Origin of the sequence: Tropicimonas sp. IMCC6043, assembly GCF_004146235.1 — a bacterium.
GTDB lineage: Bacteria > Pseudomonadota > Alphaproteobacteria > Rhodobacterales > Rhodobacteraceae > Tropicimonas.
Map to the genome: position 1 here is coordinate 226,880 of NZ_SELO01000002.1, position 23,316 is coordinate 250,195.

Sequence of the window (23,316 nt, forward strand, 5' to 3'; positions counted from 1 at the left end):
TTGGCCCGGTCACGGGACCGTCCGGCGGGGCACTTTCAGAGCCGCGGCTTGGCCTGCATCAGCGCCACGAAATCCGCCATTTCCGGCCCTTTTTGACGCCCCGTCAGCGCCTTCCGGAGCGGCATGAAGAGCCCCTTGCCCTTGCGTCCCGTCGCGTCCTTGACCGCGCCTGTCCAGTTGCTCCAGGTGGTGTCGTCAAAGGGCGGCTCGGGCAGCAGAGCGAGCGCCTCCGTGACGAATTCCGCATCCTCCGGATCGACCAGCGGCTGCGCGCCCGTCGACAGGATCTCCCACCAGCCGGCGATCTCGGCCCGTTTGGAGATGTTTTCACGGACCACGTTCCAGAACCGCTCCGCCAGTGCATCCGGCACGCCGAGCGCCGCAACCTCGTCCGCCACCGCCGCGAGCGGCAGCGAGTGCAGGTGGCGTGCGGTCAGCGGACCGAGGTCCTCGACGTCGAACTTGGTCGGCGCCGCGCCGAACCGGGTGATATCAAACCCCTCGATCAACTCGTCATGCGAGTCGCGCAGTTCGACCGGATCGGCCGAACCGAGCCGCGCCATCAGTGACAGGAGTGCCATCGGCTCGATGCCGTTCTCGCGCAGGTCGCGCAAAGCCAGCGTGCCGAGCCGCTTCGACAGCGCCTCGCCCTGCGGGCCGGTCAGCAGCGAGTGGTGCGCAAAGCGCGGCGGCGTGCCCCCGAGCGCCTCGATGATCTGGATCTGCGTCGCGGTGTTCGTCACGTGGTCGGAGCCGCGCACCACGTCGGTGATGCCCATCTCGGTGTCGTCCACCACCGAGGCCAGCGTGTAGAGCACCTGTCCGTCGCCACGGATCAGCACCGGGTCGGAGACCGAGGCTGCGTCGATTGAGATCGGCCCGAGGATACCATCCTCCCACTCGATCCGCTCCTGATCGAGCAGGAACCGCCAGTGGCCCGGCCGCTCAGCCCGGAGCGCCGCCTTCTCCGCTTCGGTGAGTTGCAGGGCGGCGCGGTCATAGACCGGCGGGCGGCCCATGTTGAGCTGCTTCTTGCGCTTCAGGTCGAGCTCGGTCGGGGTCTCGAAGCATTCATAGAACCGACCCTTCTCGCGCAAGTCGTCTGCCGCCGCCGCATAGCGGTCGAGCCGTGCGCTCTGTGTTTCGACCCGATTCCAGGTCAACCCGAGCCATTCAAGGTCTTCCTTGATCGCGTCCGCATATTCCTGTTTCGACCGCTCCGGGTCGGTGTCGTCCAGCCTGAGGATGAAGGTGCCGCCTTGCTTGCGCGCGATCAGCCAGTTGAAGAGCGCCGTGCGCAGGTTGCCCACATGCAGGTATCCGGTGGGCGAAGGGGCGAAGCGGGTCGTGGTCATCATGGTTCTCCTGTCCCGCGCCCTCTTCCACAGGGCGGCGATCTTGTCCATACCGGGGGCATGAAAACACCCCACGGCACCACTTCCTGGGCCGATGCGACCGCTCCCGACGCCGAGGAGATCGCCGCGCTTGCCGAAGCGGTCCGCGCCGGGTTGCCATCGCCCTTCGACGCCCATGCCCGCTCGGTCCTGCTCCGGGTGGAGGAATATGCTTCGGACGACATCCTCGACGAGATGGGGCTCGAAGACCCGTTCCAGCTCACCGGCCTCTATGACGGCACGCCGCTCACCCAACGGCTCGCCACCGACCCCCCGCAGGACCCGGACATCATCTGGCTCTTCCGGCGGGCCATCCTCGACGAATGGATCGCCCGCGGCGATGTCTCGCTCGGCGATCTCGTGGCCAACGTGGTCGTGCATGAATTCGCACATCATTTTGGCTGGTCGGATGCCGACATCGCGCGCATCGATCGGTGGTGGGAATAGGTCTGCACCGGCGCACGGGAACTGTGCGCGGTTCAGCCGACTGAATTCTCCCGGAAAGTGAGCCGACAGACGTTCTGCGACGTAGACATAGGACAAGATCCAACCGGAGGAGTTTCTGAAATGTCCGTGTCATTCACTCGTCGAGCCGCTCTCCTGAGCGCCGCCGCCACCCCCGTAACCCTCGTCGCCCCGCTCTCCGCGCGTGCCCAGGACGCGGTGTCTGCCCCAGCGCCGGCACCCCGCGCCCGCGGTTTTCGTGTCGGCGAGCTGGAGGTGACCGCGCTGCTGGCCGGAACGGCGCCGCGCGAGGAGCCGCACAAGATCTTCGGCCTCAACGTTCCTGCCGAGGATTTCGCCAGGGTCAGCGCGGAGAACTTTATCGGCACCGAGTCTGCTCAGTTCTATTTCACGCCGACTCTGGTGAAGGCCGGCGGAAACGTAATCCTGTTCGACACCGGCCTGAACGCCGCCGACACGACTGCCGCGCTCTCCGAGGCCGGGCTCGCCCCCGAGGAAATCACCCACGTCGTGCTGACGCATATGCATGGTGATCACATCGGCGGACTGATGACGGACGGCGCGCCGACCTTCGCCAATGCCGTCTATGTCACTGGCCAGGTTGAGTACGACCATTGGGCCGCGGCAGGCAACGAGCGCTTCGACGCCAATGTCAGACCCCTCGCCGAGAAGATGAGCTTCCTGGGTGACGGCGACAGCGTCGCGCCGGGCATCACCGCTGTGAACGCCTTCGGCCACACGCCGGGCCACATGGCCTACATGCTCGACAGTGGCGGCAGCCAGCTCCTGCTCACCGCCGACATGGCCAACCACTATGTCTGGTCGCTCGGCTATCCCGACTGGGAGGTCCGCTTCGACGCCGACAAGGCGGCGGCGGCTGCCACGCGCCGCCGGCTTCTCGGCATGCTTGCCGCCGAGCGGATGCCGATGATCGGCTACCACATGCCCTTCCCCGCCGCGGGCTTCGTCGAATCGCGCGGCGACGGCTTTCGTTACGTCCCTGTGAGCTACCAGTTGACATAGCCACACCCCCGAGACGATCGCCTCTCAGAGCCGGATCCGCCAAAACGGCGGTTCCGGCGTATCTTTTTTCGGGAACTTCTGCAAAGGTTGCATGGCTGTCCTTCCGGCAATGCGCCCTGCGCTGATATTCCACGCCCAAGACGGTTGCAAAAGCGGTGTGGATGCTGTGTGTGGGCGCAAACATCGGCAATCGAGGTATCGTCCCGTGCACGACATTCTCACGATCACCCTCAATCCCGCCCTCGACATGAACACGGAAGCCGAAAAGGTCATTCCGGATGTGAAGCTGCGCTGCACCGAGCCGATGGTGGATCCAGGCGGCGGCGGCATCAATGTGGCACGCGCCATCAACCACATGGGCGGCAATGCCTCTGCGATCGTCGCCATCGGCGGCCATAACGGCAACCGGCTGCTGGAGCTGCTGATGGCCGAGGGAATTGCCACCATGCCGATCCCGTCGCCGGGCGAGACTCGCGCCAGCGTCGTGGTGAATTGCAAGACGACCGGCCAGCAATACCGTTTCATGCTGCCTGGCCCGCCCTGGCGGGACGAGCACGTGCAGAAGGCGATCCAGACCACCGCAGCCCATACGCCGAAGGACGGGCTGGTGATCTTCTCGGGTAGCCAGCCGCCGGGCGTGCCGCTGGATTTCGAAGAATCGCTCTCCGAAGCCATCCGCGGTGCCGGTGCGCGGCTCATCGTCGACACGTCTGGCGCGGCGCTGCGCCAGATCGTCGAGGATCACAAGTCCCCGCCCTTCCTTTTGCGCGCGGATGACGAGGAGGCCGAGGGGCTGGCGGGGCAAAAGCTCGAGACACCCGCCGACACCGCCGCCTTCGCATGCTCGCTGATCGAACAGGGCGTGGCGGAAAACATCATCTTTGCCCGGGGCGCCGAAGGTTCGGTGCTGACAACGCCCGAGGGGTCCTGGCTGGCCACGGCCGCCAAGGTGAAAGTCGTCTCCAAGGTCGGTGCAGGCGACAGCTACGTGGGTGGACTGACCCTCAGCCTCGCGCGCGGCAGCACGATCCAGGAGGCTGCCCGCTGGGGCGCGGCGGCGGCATCGGCAGCCGTGACAACCGTGGCCACCGAACTCTGCCGGGGAGAGGACGTCGAGCGTCTGCTGCCCGAATGCAAGCTGATCCAGCTCTGAGGCCGGCCCGATGGGCGTCACGATCTGGCACAACCCGGCCTGCAGCAAGTCGCGCGACGTGCTGCGGGTCATCGAGGCCGCCGGCTACGAGCCGGAGATCATCCACTACATGAAGGTTGGCTGGAAGCGCGAGCCGCTGGCAGCGCTGATTGCCGAGGCCGGGCACAGTCCGCGAAGCATCCTGCGCCACGAGCGCGGCCCGGCGCGCGAGCTGGGCCTGCTCGAAGAGGGCGTGACCGACGATCAGATTCTCGACGCGATGGTCGCTCACCCGGTTCTGGTCGAACGCCCGATCGTGCGCGGCGACAAGGGCACGGCGCTCTGCCGTCCGGTCGGCACTGTCCTCGACCTGCTCGAGCACTGGCCGGAGGGGCCGTTCCTGCGCAACAACGGCAAGATGTTGATCGACGCCCAAGGCGTGCCGGTTCCCGGAGTCTGAACGAAGGCCCTGATAGCCCTGCGGCCAGAGTGGGATCAGGTACCGTGCCATCGCTCGGTCATGGCACCAAACCGACTGCGCTTATGTCGCCTTCCCGTCCGGGATGGCAACCGCCGGAGGCTCACCCTTCGAACCGGTCGCGCCAGCGATTGACGATCGGGTAGCGGCGGTCCAGCCAGAACGCGCGTCGGGTGAGTCGCGCGCCGGGCGCCGACTGGAATCGCTTGTATTCGGACATGTAGAGCAGCTGCTCGACCTTGCGGACCTGCTCGATGTCGAAGCCTTCGTCGGCGATCTCGCCGATGCTCGCCTCCTCGTCGACCAGCATCTCCAGGATCCGGTCGAGAACCGGATAGGGCGGCAGCGAATCCTCGTCCTTCTGGTCTTCCCGCAGCTCCGCCGAAGGGGGTTTCTCGATTACCCGCGGCGGAATGACCTCGCCTTCCGGCCCCTTCATCCAGGGGCGGTGATTGGCGTTGCGCCAGCGGCAAGTTTCGAAGACCCGCATCTTGTAAAGATCCTTGATCGGGTTGTAGCCGCCGGCCATGTCGCCGTAGATCGTGGCATACCCCACCGCAACCTCGGACTTGTTGCCGGTGGTCAGAAGCATCTCGCCGAACTTGTTGGAGAGCGCCATCAGCAGCAGGCCGCGGAGGCGGGACTGGATGTTTTCCTCGGTGATGTCCGGCTCGGCACCCTCGAACAGCGGCGCGAGCGCCTCGGTGACGGCGGCGCGAGGGCCGGAGATCGGCAGCGTGTCGAGCCGGCAGCCGAGCGCCGTCGCCACCCCGGCCGCGTCCTCGAGCGAGTCGGGCGAGGTGTATTCGGACGGCAGCATCACGCAGCGCACGTTCTCGGGACCGATGGCGTCGGCGGCAATGACGGCCACCAGCGCGGAATCAACGCCGCCCGAGAGACCGAGCAGCACCTTGGCGAATCCGGTCTTGCGCAGGTAGTCCCGCAACGCCTCCACCATGACGCGGTAATCCTGCTCCCAGTCGTCGGGCACATGCGCCATCTCGCCGGGTTCGGCCAGCCATCCTCCCTCGTCCTCGACGAAATCGACATGCGCGATGGCCTCGTCGAAGAGCGGCATCTGCATCACCAGCTGCCCATGCGGGTTCAGCACGAAGGAACCGCCGTCGAAAACCTGGTCGTCCTGCCCGCCGGCCATGTTGAGATAGACCAGCGGCAGGCCGGTCTCGACCACGCGGGACACCATATGCGTCAGCCGCATCTCCCGCTTTCCGCGGAAATAGGGTGAGCCGTTCGGCACCAGCAGCAGATCGGCGCCGGTCTCGGCCAGGGTCTCGCAGACATCGGGATGCCAGGCATCCTCGCAGATCGGGACGCCGAGGCGGAGCGGGCCAATGCCGGTCGGCCCGTTGATCTCGCCACTGGAGAAGTGGCGCATCTCGTCGAAGACGTTGAAATTCGGCAGGTGGTGCTTGACGACCAGCGCGGCGAGCTTCCCGCCACGGAGCATGGCGTAGGTGTTGAAGAGCTCTGCGCCCTCGAACCAGGGCAGACCGATCCCGAGCGCCGGACCGTCGGCGCAATCAGCGGCGAGCTGTTCCATCACACGCTGGCAGTCGGCTACGAAGGCCGGCTTCATCACGAGGTCCTGGCACTGGTATCCGGCAAGGAACATCTCCGGCAGCGCCACCATGTCGGCCCCCGCCGCGCGCCCCGCCTCCCAGGCTTTCCTCGCCTTTTCGGCATTGCCGCGCAGGTCGCCCACGGTCGGGTTCAACTGTGCCAGCGTCAGGCGGAAACGGGTCATGGGCGGGCTCCTTGACGGCACCCCGGGGAGCGGGGCCGCGGCCGTCTTATCAGAACGGACGGCGCATGGAAGCGCCGAGCGCCCCCGTTCACGGCAAAAGGCGTTGCTCCTCATGGGGGCTGGAAGTAGGGTTTCCTCCCGAACGACCGGGGCAGAATACTCGGTCGCACGAGCGGAGCAGACATGACCCGACAGGCGAAATCCATTCTGACGGCCGCAGCGCTGGCGTTTCTCGCCGCCGGCCAGGCGGTGGCACAGACGGCCCCGATCCAGACAAAGCAATACGAGAATGGCGGCGTCTACGAGGGCACGTTCAAGAACGGGCTGCAACATGGCAAGGGCAGCTACCGGCTTCCCAACGGCTACGAATATGTCGGCGACTGGGTCGAGGGAGAGATCCTCGGACGAGGCGTGGCGCGGTTTCCGGACGGATCGGTCTATGAGGGCAGCTTTGCCCGCGGCAAGCCGCACGGCTTCGGCAAGATCACCTTCGCGGACGGCTCGACCTACGAAGGCGAATGGGTCGAGAACGAGATGACCGGACAGGGGATCGCCCAATATGCCAATGGCGTGCGCTACGAGGGTGGCTTCCTGAGCGCGCTGCACGACGGACAGGGAACACTGACCGGGCCAGACGGCTACCGTTACGAGGGCCAGTGGGTGGCCGGGGTCAAGGAAGGCAAGGGCAAGATCACCTACCCGGACGGAACGGTCTATGACGGCAACATGAGCCGTGGGCAGCGCTCCGGCCAGGGGACGCTCGTCAAGCCGGACGGCTTTACCTATGACGGCGCCTGGAAGGGCGGCCAGATCAACGGACTGGGCAAGCTCACCCAGCCGTCTGGCGAGGTCTATGAAGGGCTTCTCGTCAACGGCCGCCGGCATGGCCACGGCAAGGCGACCTACCCCAACGGCGATGTCTACGAGGGCGCCTTTGTCGACGACAAGCGCGAGGGCGAGGGCACGTTCACCGGCGCGGATGGCTTCGTCTACGAGGGCGAGTGGGTCGATGGGCGCATGGAGGGAGAGGGCAAGGTCACCTATCCCGACGGCTCGGTCTATATCGGCGAGGTTCAGGACAACATGGCCCATGGCACGGGCAAGATCACCTATCCGAACGGCAACACCTATGACGGCGACTGGGTCGAGAACGTCATGGACGGCGAGGGTGTCGCGACCTATTCGGACGGCGCGGTCTATCGCGGCGGGTTCAAGGACGCGAAATACGACGGCCAGGGAACGATGACCTATCCCGACGGCTATCGCTACGAAGGCGAATGGGCGGGCGGCCTGCGCAACGGCGACGGCAAGGCCAGCTATACCGACGGGTCGACCTATATCGGCGGCTTCAAGGACGGCCAGCGCAGCGGCCAGGGCACGCTCTCCACGCCGGCTGGCTTCAGCTATACCGGCGAATGGGCGGCCGGCGAGATCGACGGGATGGGCGTTGCGACTTATGTCAACGGCGACATCTACGAAGGCATGTTCCGCAAGGGCGTGCCGCAGGGCGAGGGCGTGATGCGATACGCCAGCGGCGAGGAGAAGGCGGGGCGGTGGGACGAGGGCCAACTCGTTGAGGAAACCCCGCCCGAACCGGAGCCCGAACCCGATGCGGAGGCCGGCGCGGAGCCGGCAACCGAGGCGGAGAGCGCCCCGGCAGAATAGCCCCGCCGTCGAACCCGGTGAGGCGGACAGGCGGAGGAATGCCTATCGGCGAGTCATTGACCCTTCCACACCGAACGGGCCACGACTATAAGTCGCTCGTCTCGCGGCTGGGGAGTCGATGGGACTTGCAGGCTTTGGCGAACCAAGAAAGAGCAGGACGGATATGGCGTTGTTTGGTGGATTGTTCTCCTCCGACATGGCAATCGACCTCGGGACGGCGAACACGCTTGTCTACGTGAAGGGCCGGGGTGTGATTCTCAACGAGCCCTCCGTCGTTGCCTACCACACCAAGAATGGCCGCAAGGAAGTGCTGGCCGTGGGCGAGGATGCCAAGATGATGCTGGGGCGCACCCCGGGCAGCATTCAGGCCATCCGGCCGATGCGCGAAGGCGTGATCGCCGATTTCGACACCGCGGAAGAGATGATCAAGCATTTCATCCGCAAGGTGCACAAGCGCACGACCTTTACCAAGCCGAAGATCATCGTCTGCGTGCCGCATGGCGCGACGCCGGTGGAGAAGCGAGCGATTCGCCAGTCGGTGCTGTCGGCGGGGGCGCGGCGCGCCGGCCTGATCGCCGAACCGATCGCCGCGGCGATCGGCGCCGGAATGCCGATCACCGACCCCACGGGCTCGATGGTGGTCGATATCGGCGGCGGCACGACCGAGGTTGCCGTGCTGTCGCTGGGCGACATCGTCTATGCCCGCTCGGTGCGGATTGGCGGCGACCGGATGGACGATGCCATCGTCTCCTACCTGCGCCGCCAACAGAACATCCTTGTGGGCGATTCGACCGCCGAGAGGGTCAAGACCTCCATCGGCACGGCGCGGATGCCCGACGACGGGCGCGGCGCCTCGATGCAGATCCGCGGTCGTGACCTTTTGAACGGCGTGCCGAAGGAAACCGAGATCAACCAGGCGCAGGTGGCCGAGGCGCTCAGTGAGCCGGTGCAGGCGATCTGCGAGGCGGTGATGACCGCGCTCGAAGCCACCCCGCCGGACCTGGCTGCCGACATCGTCGACCGTGGCGTCATGCTGACCGGCGGCGGCGCGCTGCTGGGCGAGCTGGACCTGGCGCTTCGGGAACAGACGGGCCTCGCCATCTCGGTCGCCGACGAGGCGCTGAGCTGCGTCGCCCTCGGCACCGGCAAGGCTCTGGAGTATGAAAAACAGCTCCGGCATGCGATAGATTACGAGAGCTGATCCGGTTCCCGGCCCCTGACCCCGGCCGGCCGGCTGGCAGGAGCAAGGCCGCTTGGCACAGAGAAGCAACCATTCAGACCTGGACTATGTCCGCCCCGTTCGCCGGATCCTGGTCGGCGGGCTGGTGCTCTTCTGTCTTGCCGTCTTCCTGATCTGGCGGATCGACAGCCCTCGGGTCGAGCGTTTCCGTGCCAATCTCATCGACCGTGTGGTGCCGAGCTTCGAGTGGGCGTCGGTGCCCCTCACGCATTTCGCCGGCATGATCGAGAACTTCCAGTCCTACCAGCGGATCTACCAGCAGAACCAGGATCTGCGCCGCGAGTTGCAGCAGATGAAGGCCTGGAAGGAGGCCGCTGTGCAACTCGAGCAGCAGAACGCCAAGCTTCTCGCGCTCAACAATGTGCGGCTCGACCCCAAGCTCACCTCCGTCTCCGGCGTGGTGATCGCCGATTCCGGCTCGCCCTTCCGCCAGTCGCTGCTGCTGAATGTCGGCCGGCGCGACGGGATCATGGACGGCTGGGCCGTGATGGACGGGCTCGGCCTCGTTGGCCGGATCTCGGGCGTGGGAGAGAACACCGCGCGGGTGATCCTTCTGACCGATGCCGCGAGCCGTCTGCCCGTCACCATCCAGCCATCCGGACAACGCGCCATCCTCGCGGGGGACAACACCGCCGCCCCCGTTCTCGACTTCGTCGAGGATCTCGATGCGCTTAAGCCGGGCGACAGCGTGGTCAGCTCCGGTGACGGCGGTCTCTTCCCGGCGGGGATGGTGGTCGGCCAGCTCGCGCTCGGGCCGGACGGGCGTTTCCGGGTCTGGCTCGCGGCCGACTACCAACGGCTTGAGTTCCTGCGCGTGCTGCGCAGCCACGAGGGCGAGGTGATCGGCGAGGCCGGCGGCCTGATCGTGCCACCGCAACCCGCGCTCGATCCCGAGACATCCGCCACCGTGGAAGCGGGCGGCGAGACGCAGCCCGAGGCCGAAGCGGGGGACGGCTGATCGCATTGCGGGTTCGTGAGGGTTCGTCGGGCGCCTGATCCCCAAGCTCGACAAAGCCACCCGCGCGCAACCGCGGCAGGACGCGCCAGGATCCCTTCGACCCAAGGGGGACTGCGCCCCTCAGGACCTCGAAACGGCAGTTTCACGCTTCAAACGGAGCACCGACCCGAAAAGCGGGAGATATCCCGATCTCATCCGCACTCGGCTGCCAGGACATTTTTCTTCACCGCGACGAAGCTGTCCGGCGTCACCGAGATCGAATCGATCCCGGCGGCGACCAGCAGCCGGGCGAAGCCCGGATCGTTGCTCGGCGCCTGACCGCAGAGGCCGATCTTGGCCCCTGCCGCCCGCGCCTTGGCGATCACCGTCTCGATCATCCAGAGCACCGCCGGGTCGCGTTCCCGGAAGAGATAGGCGAGGCCCTCGCTGTCGCGGTCGATCCCGAGGGTGAGCTGGGTGAGGTCGTTGGAGCCGATGGAGAAGCCGTCGAAGCGCTTGGCGAATTCCTCCGCCATGATGACGTTCGAGGGGATCTCGCACATCACATAGACCTCGAGGCCGTTCTCGCCCCGGACGAGCCCGTTCTCGGCGATCACTTCGAGCACCCGGTCGGCCTCCTCCGGCGAGCGGCAGAAGGGGATCATGACCACCACATTGTCGAAGCCCATCTCCTCGCGCAGCTTCTTGATTGCGAGGCATTCCAGCGCGAAGCCGTCGCGATACTTGTCGGAATAGTAGCGCGACGCGCCGCGGAACCCGATCATCGGGTTTTCCTCCGCGGGTTCGAACTGCGCGCCGCCGAGCAGCGCTGCATATTCGTTCGTCTTGAAGTCACTCATCCGGACGATGCAGGGGTTCGGATACCAGGGCGCGGCGATCGAGGAGAGACCCATGGCGAGCTTCTCGATGAAGAAGTCCTTCCGCTCGTCATAACCGCGCGTGAGGTCGTCTATGGCCGCCTTGTCCTCGTCCGACTTGAGCTCGTCGTAGCGGGTCAATGCCAGCGGGTGCACCTTGATCTCGTTGCTGACGACGAATTCCATTCGAGCGAGGCCAACGCCGTCCGTCGGCAGCCGCCACCAGCGCATCGCCGCGCCGGGGTTGGCGAGGTTCAGCATCACCTTGGTGCGGGTGGCGGGCACCTCGTCGAGCACGGTCTCCTCGACCGCGATTTCGGCGGCACCTGAATAGACAGTGCCGCGGTCGCCCTCGGCACAGTTCACCGTCACCATCTGGCCGTCGTGCAGCACGTGAGTGGCGACACCAGTGCCGACGATCGCCGGCAGGCCGAGCTCGCGGCTGACGATGGCGGCATGCGAGGTGCGCCCGCCGTGGTCGGTGATGATGGCGCTGGCGCGCTTCATGATCGGCACCCAGTCGGGGTCGGTGATCCCGGTGACAAGGATTGCGCCGTCGACGAAGCGGCCGATATCGGCAGCCGAGTGGATCAGACACACCTCGCCCGAGGCGACCGACATGCCGACGCTCAGACCCTCAAGCAGCTTCTCGCCCGCCTTCTTCATGCTGTAGGTCTTGAACGTCGCGCTGCCCTTGCGGGACTGGACCGTCTCGGGGCGGGCCTGAACGATGTAGAGATCGCCCGTCCCGCCATCGCGGGCCCATTCCATATCCATCGCCTGACCATAGTGATCCTCGATGGTGCAGGCCATGCGCGCGAGTTCCACGATCTCGGCATCGGAAAGGACGAAATGTCCCCGCTCCTTCACCGACGTGGCCACGTTGCGGGTTTTCTGCCCGCCGCCCCGGCCGTAGATCATCTTGATCTCCTTGGCGCCGAGCGACTTCTTCAGGATCGGCGAGATGCCGGCGCGGCCGAGGAATGGCTTGTAGACCTGGTATTCATCCGGATCGACCGCGCCCTGGACCACGTTCTCTCCCAGCCCCCAGGCAGCATTGATCAGCACCACCTTGTCGAAGCCCGACTCGGTGTCGATCGAGAACATCACGCCGGAGCCGCCGGTGTCGGACCGCACCATGAGCTGCACGCCGATCGAGAGCGCAACCGCGAGGTGGTCGAAGCCCTTGATCGCGCGGTAGGAGATCGCCCGGTCAGTGAAGAGCGAGGCGAAGCAATGCCGGCAGGCACGCAGCAACTCCTCTTCGCCGCGGACGTTCAGGAAGGTTTCCTGCTGGCCGGCGAAGCTGGCATCAGGCAGGTCCTCGGCAGTGGCACTGGAGCGCACCGCAACCGAGGCGTCCGCGACCCCCGCGCGCTCGCCAAGCGCCCGGTAGGCGGCGCGGATCTCCGCCTCTATATCCTCCGGCCAGCGGCCCGCGCGAATCTCGGCACGGATGCTCTTGCCGGCTTCCTGCAAGGTCATGCGTTCACGCTGGAGATCGTCGAGGCGCTCGGAGAGGACCTCCGTGAGCTCGTTCTCCCGAATGAACCGGCGGAAAGCGTGGGAAGTTGTGGCGAAGCCGGGCGGAACTCGGATGCCCGCGGCCCCGAGATTGCGGACCATCTCGCCCAGCGAGGCGTTCTTGCCGCCGACGCGCGCAACGTCGTCGCGGCCCAAGTCTTCTAACCAGATGAGATTTTCGGTGTTCGCGGTCATCGTCCTTCCCTCCCGAAGATCGACGCGGAAATGGCGGATATACTATATCACCAAGGGACCGATACCGCGTTGATCGTTGTCATGTTCCAAGGGCGTCTGGCGCTTGGACCGGACTCCGGCCGGACGGCGGCATGATGCGTTATTCTGGGGTCTACGGGATCCTGGCAGCGCTCGCGTTTCGAACCCTGGATGGGCCGGACATGGGCTTGAACAGGCCTCGGATACGGGCCCCTGCCAGATTGAATCCGGTACAGCGTTGACGTGTGTCATGGCGGAAAATCGTCGTTCCTGAGACAATGCCGAGCGGGAGGAATCCGACATGCCTTCGACGATCCGGAAAGAGTCCGGACGGACTCGGAGTGCGTCTCTGCCAGACCCGGACAAGACGCGAAAATCATTTACCTGGAAAGATGCGGAGAGACTGCTCGACAGCCTGCCCGGGGGCGGGCTGAACATTGCCTTTGAGGCTGTGGACCGCCACGTGAGGGCCGGTTACGGCGGGCAGACCGCGATCCGCTGGCTCGGCAAGGGCGACGCACGCGAGGAGATCACCTATGCCGATCTCGCTGCCCGCACCTCCCGTTTCGCGAACCTGCTCATGGCGCATGGGCTTGAGCGAGGCGACAGCGTCTTCGCCCTGATGGGGCGGGTGCCGGACCTCTATGTCGCGGCGCTCGGCACGCTGAAGGCCGGGCTGGTTTTCACGCCGCTCTTCTCCGCCTTCGGGCCCGAGCCCATCCGCACCCGCATGGAGATCGGCGCGGCGAAGGTTCTGGTGACCACCGAGGCGCTCTACCGACGCAAGATCGCCGCCTGGCGCGACGAGATCGCGACGCTGAAGCTCGTGCTGATCGTCGGCGAGGCGGCGCCCGAAGGCTGCGTCGTCCTAGGCCCGGCGATGGCGGCGGCGAGCCCCGAATTCGAGGTCGCGCAGACGCAGCCCGAGGACCGGGCGCTGATCCATTTCACCTCCGGCACCACCGGCAAGCCCAAGGGCGCGGTGCATGTCCACGAAGCGGTGGTCTACCACGCCATCTCCGGCCGCTACGCGCTCGAACTGGTGCCCGGTCGTGTCTACTGGTGCACCGCCGACCCGGGCTGGGTCACCGGCACCTCCTACGGAATCATCTCGCCGCTGGTGAACCGGGTGACGATGATCGTCGATGAGGCCGAATTCGACCTTGAGCGCTGGTACGAGACGATTAAGCGCGAGAAGGTCGAGGTGTGGTATTCGGCGCCGACTGCGATCCGGATGATGATGCGCGCGGGCGCGGAGGCAGCGGCACCCTATGATTTCTCGAGCCTGCGCTTCCTCGCCAGCGTCGGCGAGCCGCTGAACCCCGAGGCGGTCGTGTGGTCGAACAAGGTGTTCGGCATGCCCTTCCACGACAACTGGTGGCAGACCGAGACGGGCGGCATCATGATCGCCAACCTCGCCGCCGAGGACGTGCATCCCGGCTCGATGGGCAAACCTATGCCCGGCATCACCGCCGGCATCCTCAAGCGCACCGAAAGCGGCGTCGAGGAGCTCGACACCGGGCAGATCGGCGAACTGGCGCTGAGGCCCGGCTGGCCGTCGATGATGCGGACCTACCTTCACGAGCAGGCCCGCTACGAGAAGTGCTTCGTCGGCGGCTGGTATCTCACCGGCGACCTCGCGATGCGCGACCCCGGCGGTCGCTTCTGGTTCGTCGGCCGCGCCGACGACCTGATCAAGACTTCTGGCCACCTCGTCGGCCCATTCGAAGTCGAGAGCGCGCTGATCGAGCATGAAGCGGTGGCCGAGGCCGGCGTGATCGGCGTGCCGGACGAGACGGCGGGCGAGGTCATCAAAGCCTATGTCACCCTGACGCCGGGCTTCGAACCATGCGAGGAGCTCGAACGCGCCATCCGGGGCCACACCCGCAAGACGCTCGGCCCGGCCGTGGCGCCGCGGGAGATCGTCTTCCGAAACACCCTGCCCAAGACCCGGTCGGGCAAGATCATGCGTCGCCTGCTGAAAGCGCGCGAACTGGGCCTGCCCGAGGGGGACATTTCAACCCTGGAAAGTGACGAGACATGACTGCGATGGATAAACCGCACCTGACGCGCGACCACGTGCTCGCGCTCCTCAGGGACATGATCCGGATCCGGAAGTTCGAGGACAAATGCGCCGAGCTCTACAGCCAGGAGAAGATCCGCGGCTTCCTGCATCTCTATGACGGCGAGGAGGCGATTGCCGCCGGGGTGATCCCGGTTCTCGGTCCGACGGACAAGGTCGTCGCCACTTATCGCGAGCACGGCCAGGCGCTCGCCCGCGGGGTACCGATGAACGCCGTGATGGCGGAAATGTTCGGCAAGGCTGCCGGGTCCTCGGGGGGGCGCGGCGGCTCGATGCACATCTTCGACGCGGCGACCAATTTCTACGGCGGCAACGCCATCGTCGGCGGTGGCCTGCCGCTGGCGGTCGGCATCGCGCTCGCGGACCACCTGCGCGGCGAGACTCATGTCACCGCCTGCTTCTTCGGCGACGGCGCGGTGGCCGAGGGCGAGTTCCACGAATCGATGAACCTCGCCGCGCTCTGGGGCCTGCCGGTGCTGTTTGTCTGCGAGAACAACGGCTACGCCATGGGCACGGCGCTCGACCGATACGAGTCGGAGACCGACATCCACCTGAAGGCGGCCTCCTACAAGATCGAGGCCCGCGTCGTCGACGGCATGGACGTGGTCGCCGTGGAGGCCGCGGCGCGGGCGGCGATCCGGCATATCCGCTCTGCCGGAGGGCCGGTCTTCCTCGAATGCCGCACCTACCGCTTCCGGCCGCATTCGATGTTCGACGCGCAGCTCTACCGGACCAAGGAGGAGGTCGAGACCTGGCGCGGGCGCGGCCCGATCGTCCTGTTCCAGACCTGGCTGCTGGAGAACTGCCTGCTCCACGAGGAAGACATCGCCTGTATCGAGGCTGAGGCCGATGCCGAGATTGCAGAGGCTGTGACCTTTGCCGAGGCGGCCGATTGGGAGCCCGAGGCCGACCTCATGAAGCACACGATGGACGAGCCGCGTCCCGATCCGGTGCCGGCGTCACCTTCGGGCGAGACGGTGGAGATGACCTATCGCGAGGCGGTCAAGCAGGGCATCCGCGATGCGCTTACGCGCGACGAGCGGGTGTTCCTGATGGGCGAGGATGTCGGCGCCTATGGCGGCTGCTATGCCGTCTCCAAGGGGTTGATGGCGGAGTTCGGCGAGGAACGGATCCGCGACACGCCGCTCTCCGAATCGGGCTTCACCGGCGCCGGCATCGGCGCGGCGGCCAATGGCATGCGGCCCATCGTCGAGGTGATGACGGTGAACTTCTCGCTGCTGGCGCTGGACCAGATCCTCAACACCGCCGCCACGATCCGTCACATGTCGGGCGGAGCCTTCGGCGTGCCGGTGGTGATCCGGATGGCGACCGGCGCGGGGAAACAGCTCGCGGCGCAGCATTCGCATTCGCTAGAGGGCTGGTTCGCCCACATCCCGGGGCTGAAAGTGCTGGCGCCGGCAACGCTCGAGGATGCGCGTGGCATGCTCTGGACGGCGCTCGAGGACCCGGACCCGGTGCTGATCTTCGAGAATGTCATGCTCTACAACCTGACCGGTGAGATCGACACCAATGCCGGGCCGGTCGACATCTCGAAGGCGGCGATCCGGCGCAAGGGCGATGACGTGACGCTCATTACCTATGGCGGCTCGCTCTACAAGGTGCTGGAAGCGGCCGAGGAACTGGCGGCTGACGGCATCTCGGCCGAGGTGATCGACCTGCGCGTGCTGCGCCCGCTCGACGACGCGACGATCATGGACTCGGTCGGCCGCACTCGCCGGGCGGTGATCGTCGACGAGGGCTGGAAATCCGGCTCGCTCTCCGCCGAGATCGCGGCGCGGATCCACGAACAGGTCTTCTGGCAGATGGACGCACCGGTCGCACGGGTCTGCTCGGCCGAAGTGCCGATCCCCTACCCGGCCCATCTCGAACAGGCGGCCATCCCGCAAGTCGCAAAGATCGTCGCGGCGGCGAAGGCCGCGCTTGGACGGAGCTGAGCCATGGGGATATTCCAGATGCCCTCGCTGGGCGCGGACATGGAAGCCGGAACGCTGGTCGAATGGATGGTGAAGCCCGGAGATACGGTCCATCGCGGTGACATCGTCGCCGTGGTCGAGACCCAGAAGGGCGCCATCGAGATCGAGATCTTCGAGGACGGGATCGTTGAGTCGCTGGACGCGGCGCTTGGCGCCAAGCTGCCTGTCGGCGCGCCTCTGGCGACGATCCTGGCCGAGGGGGCGGCGCCCCCGTCTGCTCCGGGGGCGCCAGTTTCCAAACCCGTCGAGACGACGCAGGCCGAAAAACCCGCGCCCGAGGCGACGATGCCGGCCACGCCTCCCAAGGCCGGGCCAGTTGAGCCCGGCGCTACCGGCGTCGCCGCTTCACCTGCGGCGCGGCACCTTGCGGCAGAGCGCGGGATTAACCTTGCCTCCGTCCGCGGAAGCGGCCCGGGCGGGGCGGTGGTCCTGACCGATGTCGAGGCCGCCGCCTCGACGACGCCCGCGTCGAAACCCTCGAAGACGGCAGAGGCGATTGCGGAGATGCGCAAGGCCATCGCCGCAGCGATGCAGCGCTCCAAGCGTGAGATCCCGCATTTCCAGCTCAGTCAGGTGATCGACGTCGAGGCCGCGAGCGCCTGGCTCGCTACCCGCAACGCCGAACTGCCACCTGCCAACCGCATCCTGCTCGGTGCGCTCTTCATGAAGGCCGCCGCCCTCGCCGCTGCGAAGGTGCAAGAGATGAACGGTCATTACCGCGAGGACAGGTTCGAACCTGCAGCGCAAGTAAATCTCGGCGTCGCCGTGGCGCTCAGGGGCGGCGGCCTGATCGCGCCGGCGATAACGGAAGCGGACACGCTCGCTCTCTCCGAGATGATGGCTGCGATGAAGGACCTCGTGGCGCGGGCCCGCGCGATGCGGTTGCGCTCCTCCGAACTGACCAGCGGCACGCTCACTGTCTCGGCCCTTGGCGAGAAAGGGGCGGATTCGATGACCGGCATCATCTTCCCGCCGCAGGTGGCGCTGTTGGCCGTCGGCGCGCCGAAGCGGCGGCCCTGGATTGTCGGCGAGTCCGTCATGCCGCGCCTCGTCGCGACATTCACGCTCTCGGCGGACCATCGGGTTAGCGACGGACGTCAGGCCAACCGCTTCCTCGCTGAGATAGACAGGCTTCTTCAAACACCGGAGGCGCTATGACCGAGCAAGATTTCCGCGCGGCCTTTGTCGAGGAACTCATCAAGATCGCGCCCGATCTCGAACCGGACGAGATCGGCGATAACGACCATATCCAGGACGATCTCGACCTCGATTCGATGGACGTCCTGAACCTCGTCGCGGCGCTGCACGCCCGGTTCGGGCTGAACATCCCGGAGGCCGATTACGTCCGGATCGCGACCCCAGCCCTGGCATCGGCCTATCTGGCGGCTGAACTGGCGGCCTGATCGGGTCGGCCTATCCGCTGACTCCGAGTATGACGTCTACTGCCGCGCCAATGCCCTCGACGACGCAGGTCGGCCGGGGGGCGAAGCGGTTCTCGTCGCCGTCCCGGTATTTTCCGCTGCGCACAAGGATGCCCTGGCCGAGCCCGGCCGCGAGAGCACCGGCCACGTCGCTCTCGGCGTCGTCTCCTACCATCGCAACCCGGTCGGGGCGGCAGCCAAAGCTCTCGACGCCGGCACGGAAGAATGCCGGCGCGGGCTTGCCTAGAAGATGCGGCGAGACTCCGCTGGAATGCTCCAGCGCCTTCACGAAGGCCCCTGCATCGAGGCTCAGCTTCCCGTCCTCGTCGCGAAAGACGCGGTTGGCGGCCAGCGCCAGGAAGGGCGCGCCAGCCTCGATCTCTCGGAAGGCCGCGTTCAAGCGTTCATAGGTGAAGCTGCGGCCGGCATCGCCGACGATCACGGCAACCGGGCCGTCTTTGGCACAGTCTGCGAAATCCTCTTCCAGATCCGGGTGGACCAGCAGATGCGGCGCGTAGCCTTCCCGGTTGAGCCAGCCGCGTGCTGCCGCCGCGGGCGTCAGCACCTCGCCGTCGACAACATCGAACCCCAGCGCGGCGAGTCGCTCGAGCACACGGCGCTTTGGACGGCGGGTGGTGTTAGTGAGAAACCGGACCGGCAGCCCGGCCGCGCGCAGCCGCGCCACCGCCTCGACGGCGCCGGGCAAGGGGCGCTTGCCCTCGTGAAGCACGCCGGCGATGTCGAGAAGCACGCCATCTGTCATGCCAACCTCCTTTCGGTGCGGCTTGCCCCGATGACGCTCCTCTGCCCTTACCCTCGCAGGAACCGCGCCACGCTGACGCCCGCGTCGGTCAGGTCCGCGAGTCGGGCGATGGCATGTTCCGGAGCGAGGCCGGATCCGCGTGCGCCGGCCGCATCCATGGTGGCCAGCAGCCGGAGAAGGCGCTTCCGGTGCAGGCCGAAGCGCGCCTGGAGCGGGTCGGCGAGGATGCCCGCAAATGTCGTCACCAGCGACGCGCAGGCCGCGAGGGCGACGCCGAGGCCGATCACATGGAGAATCGGGAGTTCAGCCGGGAAGGCGGAATACCAGAGGTTGCCGATCCCGCGGCCGAGCGGAAACTCCGCGATGGCGGTCGACTGCGCCACGTAGTCGGAGACGAGCGGAGTCAGAGAGACGACGCCGGGCGTTGCATCATGGAAAAGCGCAAAACCGAGGGCGAGCAGGACCAGCGTGGTGAAGATCTCCGACACCGCCGTCCGCACGCTGGTGTAGTCGCGCAGCAACTGCCTCTGGCGGCCATCGAGGCCAGAGGCGTCCGTTGCGCGGGGCACCCAGAGCTCCGCCTCAATGTGCCGCTCCAGCCGGCGCGCCAACGCGGAATGGATGAAGATGGGGCGGTCGAGGAGCCATCGCCCGGCGCGGCGGAGGCCAATGAGAGCGAGTGCCATGGCCACCAGCCGTGTCAGCAGGAAGACCGGCGCAAGCGCGACGTTGAGCGGCGCGGCGAGCAGGTCCCTGCCAAGCGCCGCGCGGTGCAGCCTGAGCGATCCGCGCAGGCTGAAATGTCGCCTCACGAAGGCGTTCACTCTCTCCTGGTCGTTCCCGTTGCCCACCATCTCCAGTGCCCCTCCGGGCCACTCCCTGCCTGCTGTGCCGACTCGGTCAGCTTTCCAGCATTGTAACGATTTCCTCGGCGAGCGCGGCGATTTCCGCCGCCGCCGCGCCGCTCCGCTGCCGTTCGGTCACGCCGAATCCCTGCCCCAAGGCCTCGGCAAAGATCACCCGGTTCCCGAGCGCCGTGGCTGCCACGGGCGCGGCGAGCCCGTCCATCCCGGCCACGATCTCGCCCGCGAGCCGCGTTCCGGCCCGGGCCCGGTTCAGCACCGTCAGCGCCCGCTTGCGCGTCCGGTCGACGAGGTCCAGTACGGCCTCGGTCGCCCAGAGGTCGAGCTGGCTGGCCGAGACCGGCACGATCACCAGATCCGCCTCGCGCAGAGCCGGGCGCAGATCGCTGTCCGCCTTGGGTGGCGTGTCGACGATCACGAAATCATTGCGTTTCCGGAGCTTGTCGCACTCGTAGCCGACGCCCCAGGCTGAGGCGGTGGAGAATTCCAGCCCAGTGTCCCCGCCGGTCGCCTCATGGCGCAGCATGAACCAACGGCCGAGCGACCCCTGCGGGTCGGTGTCCAGCACTGCCACCGAATGGCCCTGTGACAGAAGGTGGATCGCGAGATTGACGGCCACGGTCGTCTTGCCGGAGCCGCCCTTCTGCTGTGCCACCGTTATCGTGTATCCCGCCATCGCCTGCCCCCCGTGGCCACGCCGCGATTCCTGCCGCGTCGGCGTATCGTGACCCAATTGCTGCGCATGCACAACGGGTCGGACGCCGCTATAGCTCAGGGAGTCGGGTAGCGAGCCGCGCCGTGGCGGCTGGCCCGAACCGCCGATCCGGGCCAAACGCTCCCTTCAGTCACATCGGGAGACGGGCCTCCGGTTCAGACCAGATCCTCCGGAAGCACCGCCTCCGGCATGTTTTGGTAGCAGACCGGGCGCAGCCAGCGCCGGATCGAGAGGGTGCCGACCGAGGTGGCGCCGAAATTCGTCGATGCCGGATATGGCCCGCCATGGACCATCGAGTCGCAAACCTCGACACCCGTGGGATAGCCATTGGCAAGCACCCTGCCCGCCTTTCGTTCGAGGATCGGCATCAGGGCCCGGACCGCGTCGGTATCCTCCGCATCCATGTGGATCGTCGCGGTCAGCTGGCCGACGAGCGACCGGGCGAGGCTCAGCATCTCGTCCGTGTCGGCAACCGTGACGATCAGGCCGAGCGGGCCGAACACCTCCTCTGCGAGCGCGTCGTTGGCGAGCCAGTCGCGTCCGGTGGTGCGGAACAGATAGGGCGCGGCGTTGCGCAGGTTGCAGGTCGAGGTCAGCAATGCCTGCACGCCCGTCCCGGCGGCGACGCGGTCGCTTCCCTCACGATAGGCCTGCGCAATGCCGTCGGTGAGCATGACCTGCTCGCCGGTGGCCGAGAGCGCCTCGCGGGCAGCCTCGGCGAACCGCTCGCCATCGGCGCCCTCCAGCACCACGGCAATGCCGGGATTGGTGCAGAACTGCCCCGCCCCCATGGTCAGCGAGGCGGCCCAGCCCGCACCGATCTCGGCGCCGCGGGACGCCGTCGCGGCTGGCATGAGGAACATCGGGTTGACCGAACCGAGTTCGCCGAAGAACGGGATCGGTCGCGGCCGCGCGGCACAGAGGTCGAAGAGCGCCTTGCCGCCGGCGAGCGACCCGGTGAAGCCCACGGCATTGATGAGCGGATGCTGCACCAGAGCCGTGCCGACATCGCGCCGTCCGCCCTGGATCAGAGAGAAGACGCCGGGATGCAGGCCACAGGTCGCAACGGCCGCGGCGACAGCTTCGGCGACGATCTCGGACGTGCCGGGATGCGACGAGTGCCCCTTGACCACGACCGGACAACCGGCAGCAAGCGCCGACGCGGTGTCACCCCCGGCAACCGAGAAGGCGAGCGGGAAATTCGAGGCGCCGAACACCGCGACCGGGCCGACAGGCCGCTGCATGAGCCGCAGATCGGGCCGCGGCAGAGGCGCGCGGTCGGGCAGCGCGGCGTCGTGGCGGCGGTCGAGATAGTCGCCGGCGCGGATATGGGACGCAAAGAGGCGGAGCTGCCCCACCGTGCGGCCACGCTCGCCCTGGAGGCGCGCCTCCGGCAGGCCGGTTTCCTGGCTGCCGATCTCGGTGATCGCATCGGCGCGGGCCTCGATCTCATCGGCGATGGTCTCCAGGAACACGGCGCGATCCTCGCGGCTGCTGTAGCCATAGCTCCAGAACGCCTCTTCGGCGGCGGTGCAGGCCGCTTCCACGAGTTCGACGGTTCCGACCGAGAAGGAATGCGCCGGACCATGCGCCGGGGCGGAGGAGAACTGCGCCTCGGTCGCGCGCTTTTCGCCGGCGACGAAATGCTTTCCGTGGGGCTTGAAGGGGGCCGCGATGTTCATGGGAACTCCTTTCTGCCGCGCTTCGCCGGGGTGTCATGCACCGGCGCGCGCGGGAACTCTTGGATCGGTTTCACTGTTGCCGAAGGTCTTCGCAGTTTCGCCGGACGGTTTCAATCCGCGCCGCCGTGACATTCTTCTGCCCACCCGATGCAAGGCGGCGGAGACAATGTCCTGCTGACTGAAGACAATGCACTTGCCGGACATCCTTGCCTCGTCTGGGAGGTCGTCCGGCTGCGCGGCACGCATCACCACCTGGGGCACCTGCATCTTCCTTCATCCTCGTCGTTGGGCCGATGCCGCGGCTTCGTCATTCTGGTCTTCCCGACTTCCTGGCCTTGCCCGTCTGCTCGGCGTTCTCGGCTTCCAGAGCGTTCCGGATATCCGACACCAGATGCGACAGGTGGCCGTGGATCGTGTGCGCGGCCGCCGCGGTGTCACGCTCCGCGAGGGCGTCGGCAATCTCCCGGTGCTCGCAGACCACCTTGTCGCGGTTACGCTTCTGGACCGCCGCCATGTAGCGCGCGCGCCAGACACGTTGCAGGTAGCGCTGATGCGTCTCGGCAATCGGCGCATTGTGGGACGCCTTGGCGATCGCGCTGTGAAAAGACATGTCGACCTCGAACATGTCGAGCGGGTCGGTTGCGTCGAACCGTTCGGACATCAACCGGACGATGTCGGCGATCGAGGCAATCTCCCGGTCGGACGCGAACTGGCAGACGAGCTCGGCGGAGCGTGTCTCCAGCAGGATCAGGAGTTCGACCTGGTCGACCACTTCCTTGATGCTTGGCGCTGCGACGATCGGGCTGCGCGACGGGCGGAGATAGACCAGTCCCTCCTGCGCGAGGATTCGAATCGCTTCGCGCATAGGTGTGCGGCTGACACCAAGCTCGGACGCGGAATCGCGCTCCTTGATGGGCGCACCGGGCACCAGCTTGCCGCGCAGAATGTCGCGCCTGATCTGCCGGGCGAGTTGCTGCGGGAGCGATTCATCAGCCATTTGTGCCGTTCCATGGGCGTGTTGGGCCCACTCCGAAGCTTGTGCACCATTCCGGTGGGAGGGGCCGGGAGGAAATGTCTCAGT

20 protein-coding genes are annotated in these 23,316 nt (G+C 66.7%); 11 read left to right on the forward strand and 9 right to left on the reverse strand.

What is annotated here, in order from left to right:
- Positions 1 to 35 precede the first annotated feature (35 nt).
- Positions 36 to 1,355 carry a glutamate--tRNA ligase gene (gene gltX / locus EU800_RS03365; RefSeq protein WP_129628553.1) on the reverse strand — a complete coding sequence of 440 codons (1,320 nt, stop codon included), beginning with the start codon at positions 1,353 to 1,355 and terminating at the stop codon, positions 36 to 38.
- A gap of 60 nt (positions 1,356 to 1,415) precedes the next feature.
- On the opposite strand from gltX, the gene EU800_RS03370 reads away from it, so the two are divergent.
- The 4 genes from EU800_RS03370 (at position 1,416) to arsC (ending at position 4,474) form a co-directional block, all read left to right on the forward strand.
- Entirely contained in the window at positions 1,416 to 1,841 is a 426-nt protein-coding gene (locus EU800_RS03370) for a metallopeptidase family protein (RefSeq protein WP_129628555.1), read from the forward strand.
- Between the two features lie 120 nt (positions 1,842 to 1,961).
- Positions 1,962 to 2,882, forward strand: coding sequence for an MBL fold metallo-hydrolase (locus tag EU800_RS03375; protein WP_129628557.1), 921 nt, complete (start codon positions 1,962 to 1,964; stop codon positions 2,880 to 2,882).
- A 205-nt stretch (positions 2,883 to 3,087) separates the two neighbouring features.
- Positions 3,088 to 4,035, forward strand: a complete 948-nt coding sequence (locus EU800_RS03380) for a 1-phosphofructokinase family hexose kinase (RefSeq protein ID WP_129628559.1) — start codon at positions 3,088 to 3,090, stop codon at positions 4,033 to 4,035.
- Positions 4,036 to 4,045: 10 nt separating this feature from the next.
- On the forward strand, positions 4,046 to 4,474 hold the full coding sequence (gene arsC, locus EU800_RS03385; RefSeq protein WP_129628561.1) for an arsenate reductase (glutaredoxin): 429 nt from the start codon (positions 4,046 to 4,048) through the stop codon (positions 4,472 to 4,474).
- Positions 4,475 to 4,595: 121 nt separating this feature from the next.
- On the opposite strand, the gene EU800_RS03390 is transcribed toward arsC, so the two are convergent.
- The gene (locus EU800_RS03390) at positions 4,596 to 6,257 is read right to left on the reverse strand and encodes an NAD+ synthase (protein ID WP_129628563.1); all 1,662 of its coding nucleotides are present in this window, start codon (positions 6,255 to 6,257) and stop codon (positions 4,596 to 4,598) included.
- Positions 6,258 to 6,440: 183 nt separating this feature from the next.
- On the opposite strand from EU800_RS03390, the gene EU800_RS03395 reads away from it, so the two are divergent.
- The 3 genes from EU800_RS03395 to mreC all read left to right on the forward strand — a co-directional run bounded on the left by EU800_RS03395 (position 6,441) and on the right by mreC (position 10,120).
- Complete coding sequence (locus EU800_RS03395) at positions 6,441 to 7,922, forward strand: 2-isopropylmalate synthase (protein WP_129628565.1); 1,482 nt, start codon at positions 6,441 to 6,443, stop codon at positions 7,920 to 7,922.
- 163 nt (positions 7,923 to 8,085) lie between these two features.
- On the forward strand, positions 8,086 to 9,123 hold the full coding sequence (locus tag EU800_RS03400; protein WP_129628567.1) for a rod shape-determining protein: 1,038 nt from the start codon (positions 8,086 to 8,088) through the stop codon (positions 9,121 to 9,123).
- Positions 9,124 to 9,175: 52 nt separating this feature from the next.
- Positions 9,176 to 10,120: a rod shape-determining protein MreC gene (mreC, locus tag EU800_RS03405; RefSeq protein WP_129628569.1), complete on the forward strand. Its 945-nt coding sequence runs from the start codon at positions 9,176 to 9,178 to the stop codon at positions 10,118 to 10,120.
- Between the two features lie 191 nt (positions 10,121 to 10,311).
- On the opposite strand, the gene ppsA is transcribed toward mreC, so the two are convergent.
- Positions 10,312 to 12,696, reverse strand: coding sequence for a phosphoenolpyruvate synthase (ppsA, locus tag EU800_RS03410; RefSeq protein WP_129628571.1), 2,385 nt, complete (start codon positions 12,694 to 12,696; stop codon positions 10,312 to 10,314).
- Between the two features lie 319 nt (positions 12,697 to 13,015).
- Here ppsA and acsA point away from each other — a divergent pair, with 319 nt between their 5' ends.
- The 4 genes from acsA to EU800_RS03430 are packed head-to-tail and all read left to right on the forward strand — an operon-like array spanning position 13,016 to position 18,194.
- Positions 13,016 to 14,758, forward strand: a complete 1,743-nt coding sequence (gene acsA / locus EU800_RS03415; RefSeq protein WP_129628573.1) for an acetate--CoA ligase — start codon at positions 13,016 to 13,018, stop codon at positions 14,756 to 14,758.
- 5 nt (positions 14,759 to 14,763) lie between these two features.
- Complete coding sequence (gene pdhA, locus EU800_RS03420; RefSeq protein ID WP_242500389.1) at positions 14,764 to 16,752, forward strand: pyruvate dehydrogenase (acetyl-transferring) E1 component subunit alpha; 1,989 nt, start codon at positions 14,764 to 14,766, stop codon at positions 16,750 to 16,752.
- A gap of 3 nt (positions 16,753 to 16,755) precedes the next feature.
- Positions 16,756 to 17,949, forward strand: a complete 1,194-nt coding sequence (locus EU800_RS03425) for a dihydrolipoamide acetyltransferase family protein (protein WP_129628577.1) — start codon at positions 16,756 to 16,758, stop codon at positions 17,947 to 17,949.
- On the forward strand, positions 17,946 to 18,194 hold the full coding sequence (locus tag EU800_RS03430) for an acyl carrier protein (RefSeq protein WP_129628579.1): 249 nt from the start codon (positions 17,946 to 17,948) through the stop codon (positions 18,192 to 18,194). Before EU800_RS03425 ends, EU800_RS03430 begins: the two co-directional genes overlap by 4 nt.
- A 10-nt stretch (positions 18,195 to 18,204) precedes the next feature.
- Here the strand turns inward: EU800_RS03430 and EU800_RS03435 are convergent, their stop codons facing one another.
- The 6 genes from EU800_RS03435 to EU800_RS03460 form a co-directional block, all read right to left on the reverse strand.
- On the reverse strand, positions 18,205 to 18,975 hold the full coding sequence (locus EU800_RS03435) for a TIGR01458 family HAD-type hydrolase (RefSeq protein WP_129628581.1): 771 nt from the start codon (positions 18,973 to 18,975) through the stop codon (positions 18,205 to 18,207).
- 47 nt (positions 18,976 to 19,022) lie between these two features.
- Complete coding sequence (locus EU800_RS03440) at positions 19,023 to 19,799, reverse strand: DUF6635 family protein (RefSeq protein ID WP_242500390.1); 777 nt, start codon at positions 19,797 to 19,799, stop codon at positions 19,023 to 19,025.
- Positions 19,800 to 19,875: 76 nt separating this feature from the next.
- Entirely contained in the window at positions 19,876 to 20,514 is a 639-nt protein-coding gene (gene parA / locus EU800_RS03445) for a ParA family partition ATPase (protein WP_129628585.1), read from the reverse strand.
- A gap of 194 nt (positions 20,515 to 20,708) precedes the next feature.
- Positions 20,709 to 22,235, reverse strand: coding sequence for an aldehyde dehydrogenase (NADP(+)) (locus tag EU800_RS03450; protein WP_129628587.1), 1,527 nt, complete (start codon positions 22,233 to 22,235; stop codon positions 20,709 to 20,711).
- Between the two features lie 33 nt (positions 22,236 to 22,268).
- Positions 22,269 to 22,502, reverse strand: a complete 234-nt coding sequence (locus EU800_RS03455) for a hypothetical protein (protein WP_129628589.1) — start codon at positions 22,500 to 22,502, stop codon at positions 22,269 to 22,271.
- 40 nt (positions 22,503 to 22,542) lie between these two features.
- A complete protein-coding gene (locus EU800_RS03460) occupies positions 22,543 to 23,232 on the reverse strand; it encodes a GntR family transcriptional regulator (RefSeq protein WP_129628591.1) in 690 nt (229 codons plus the stop codon).
- Between the last annotated feature and the right edge of the window lie 84 nt (positions 23,233 to 23,316).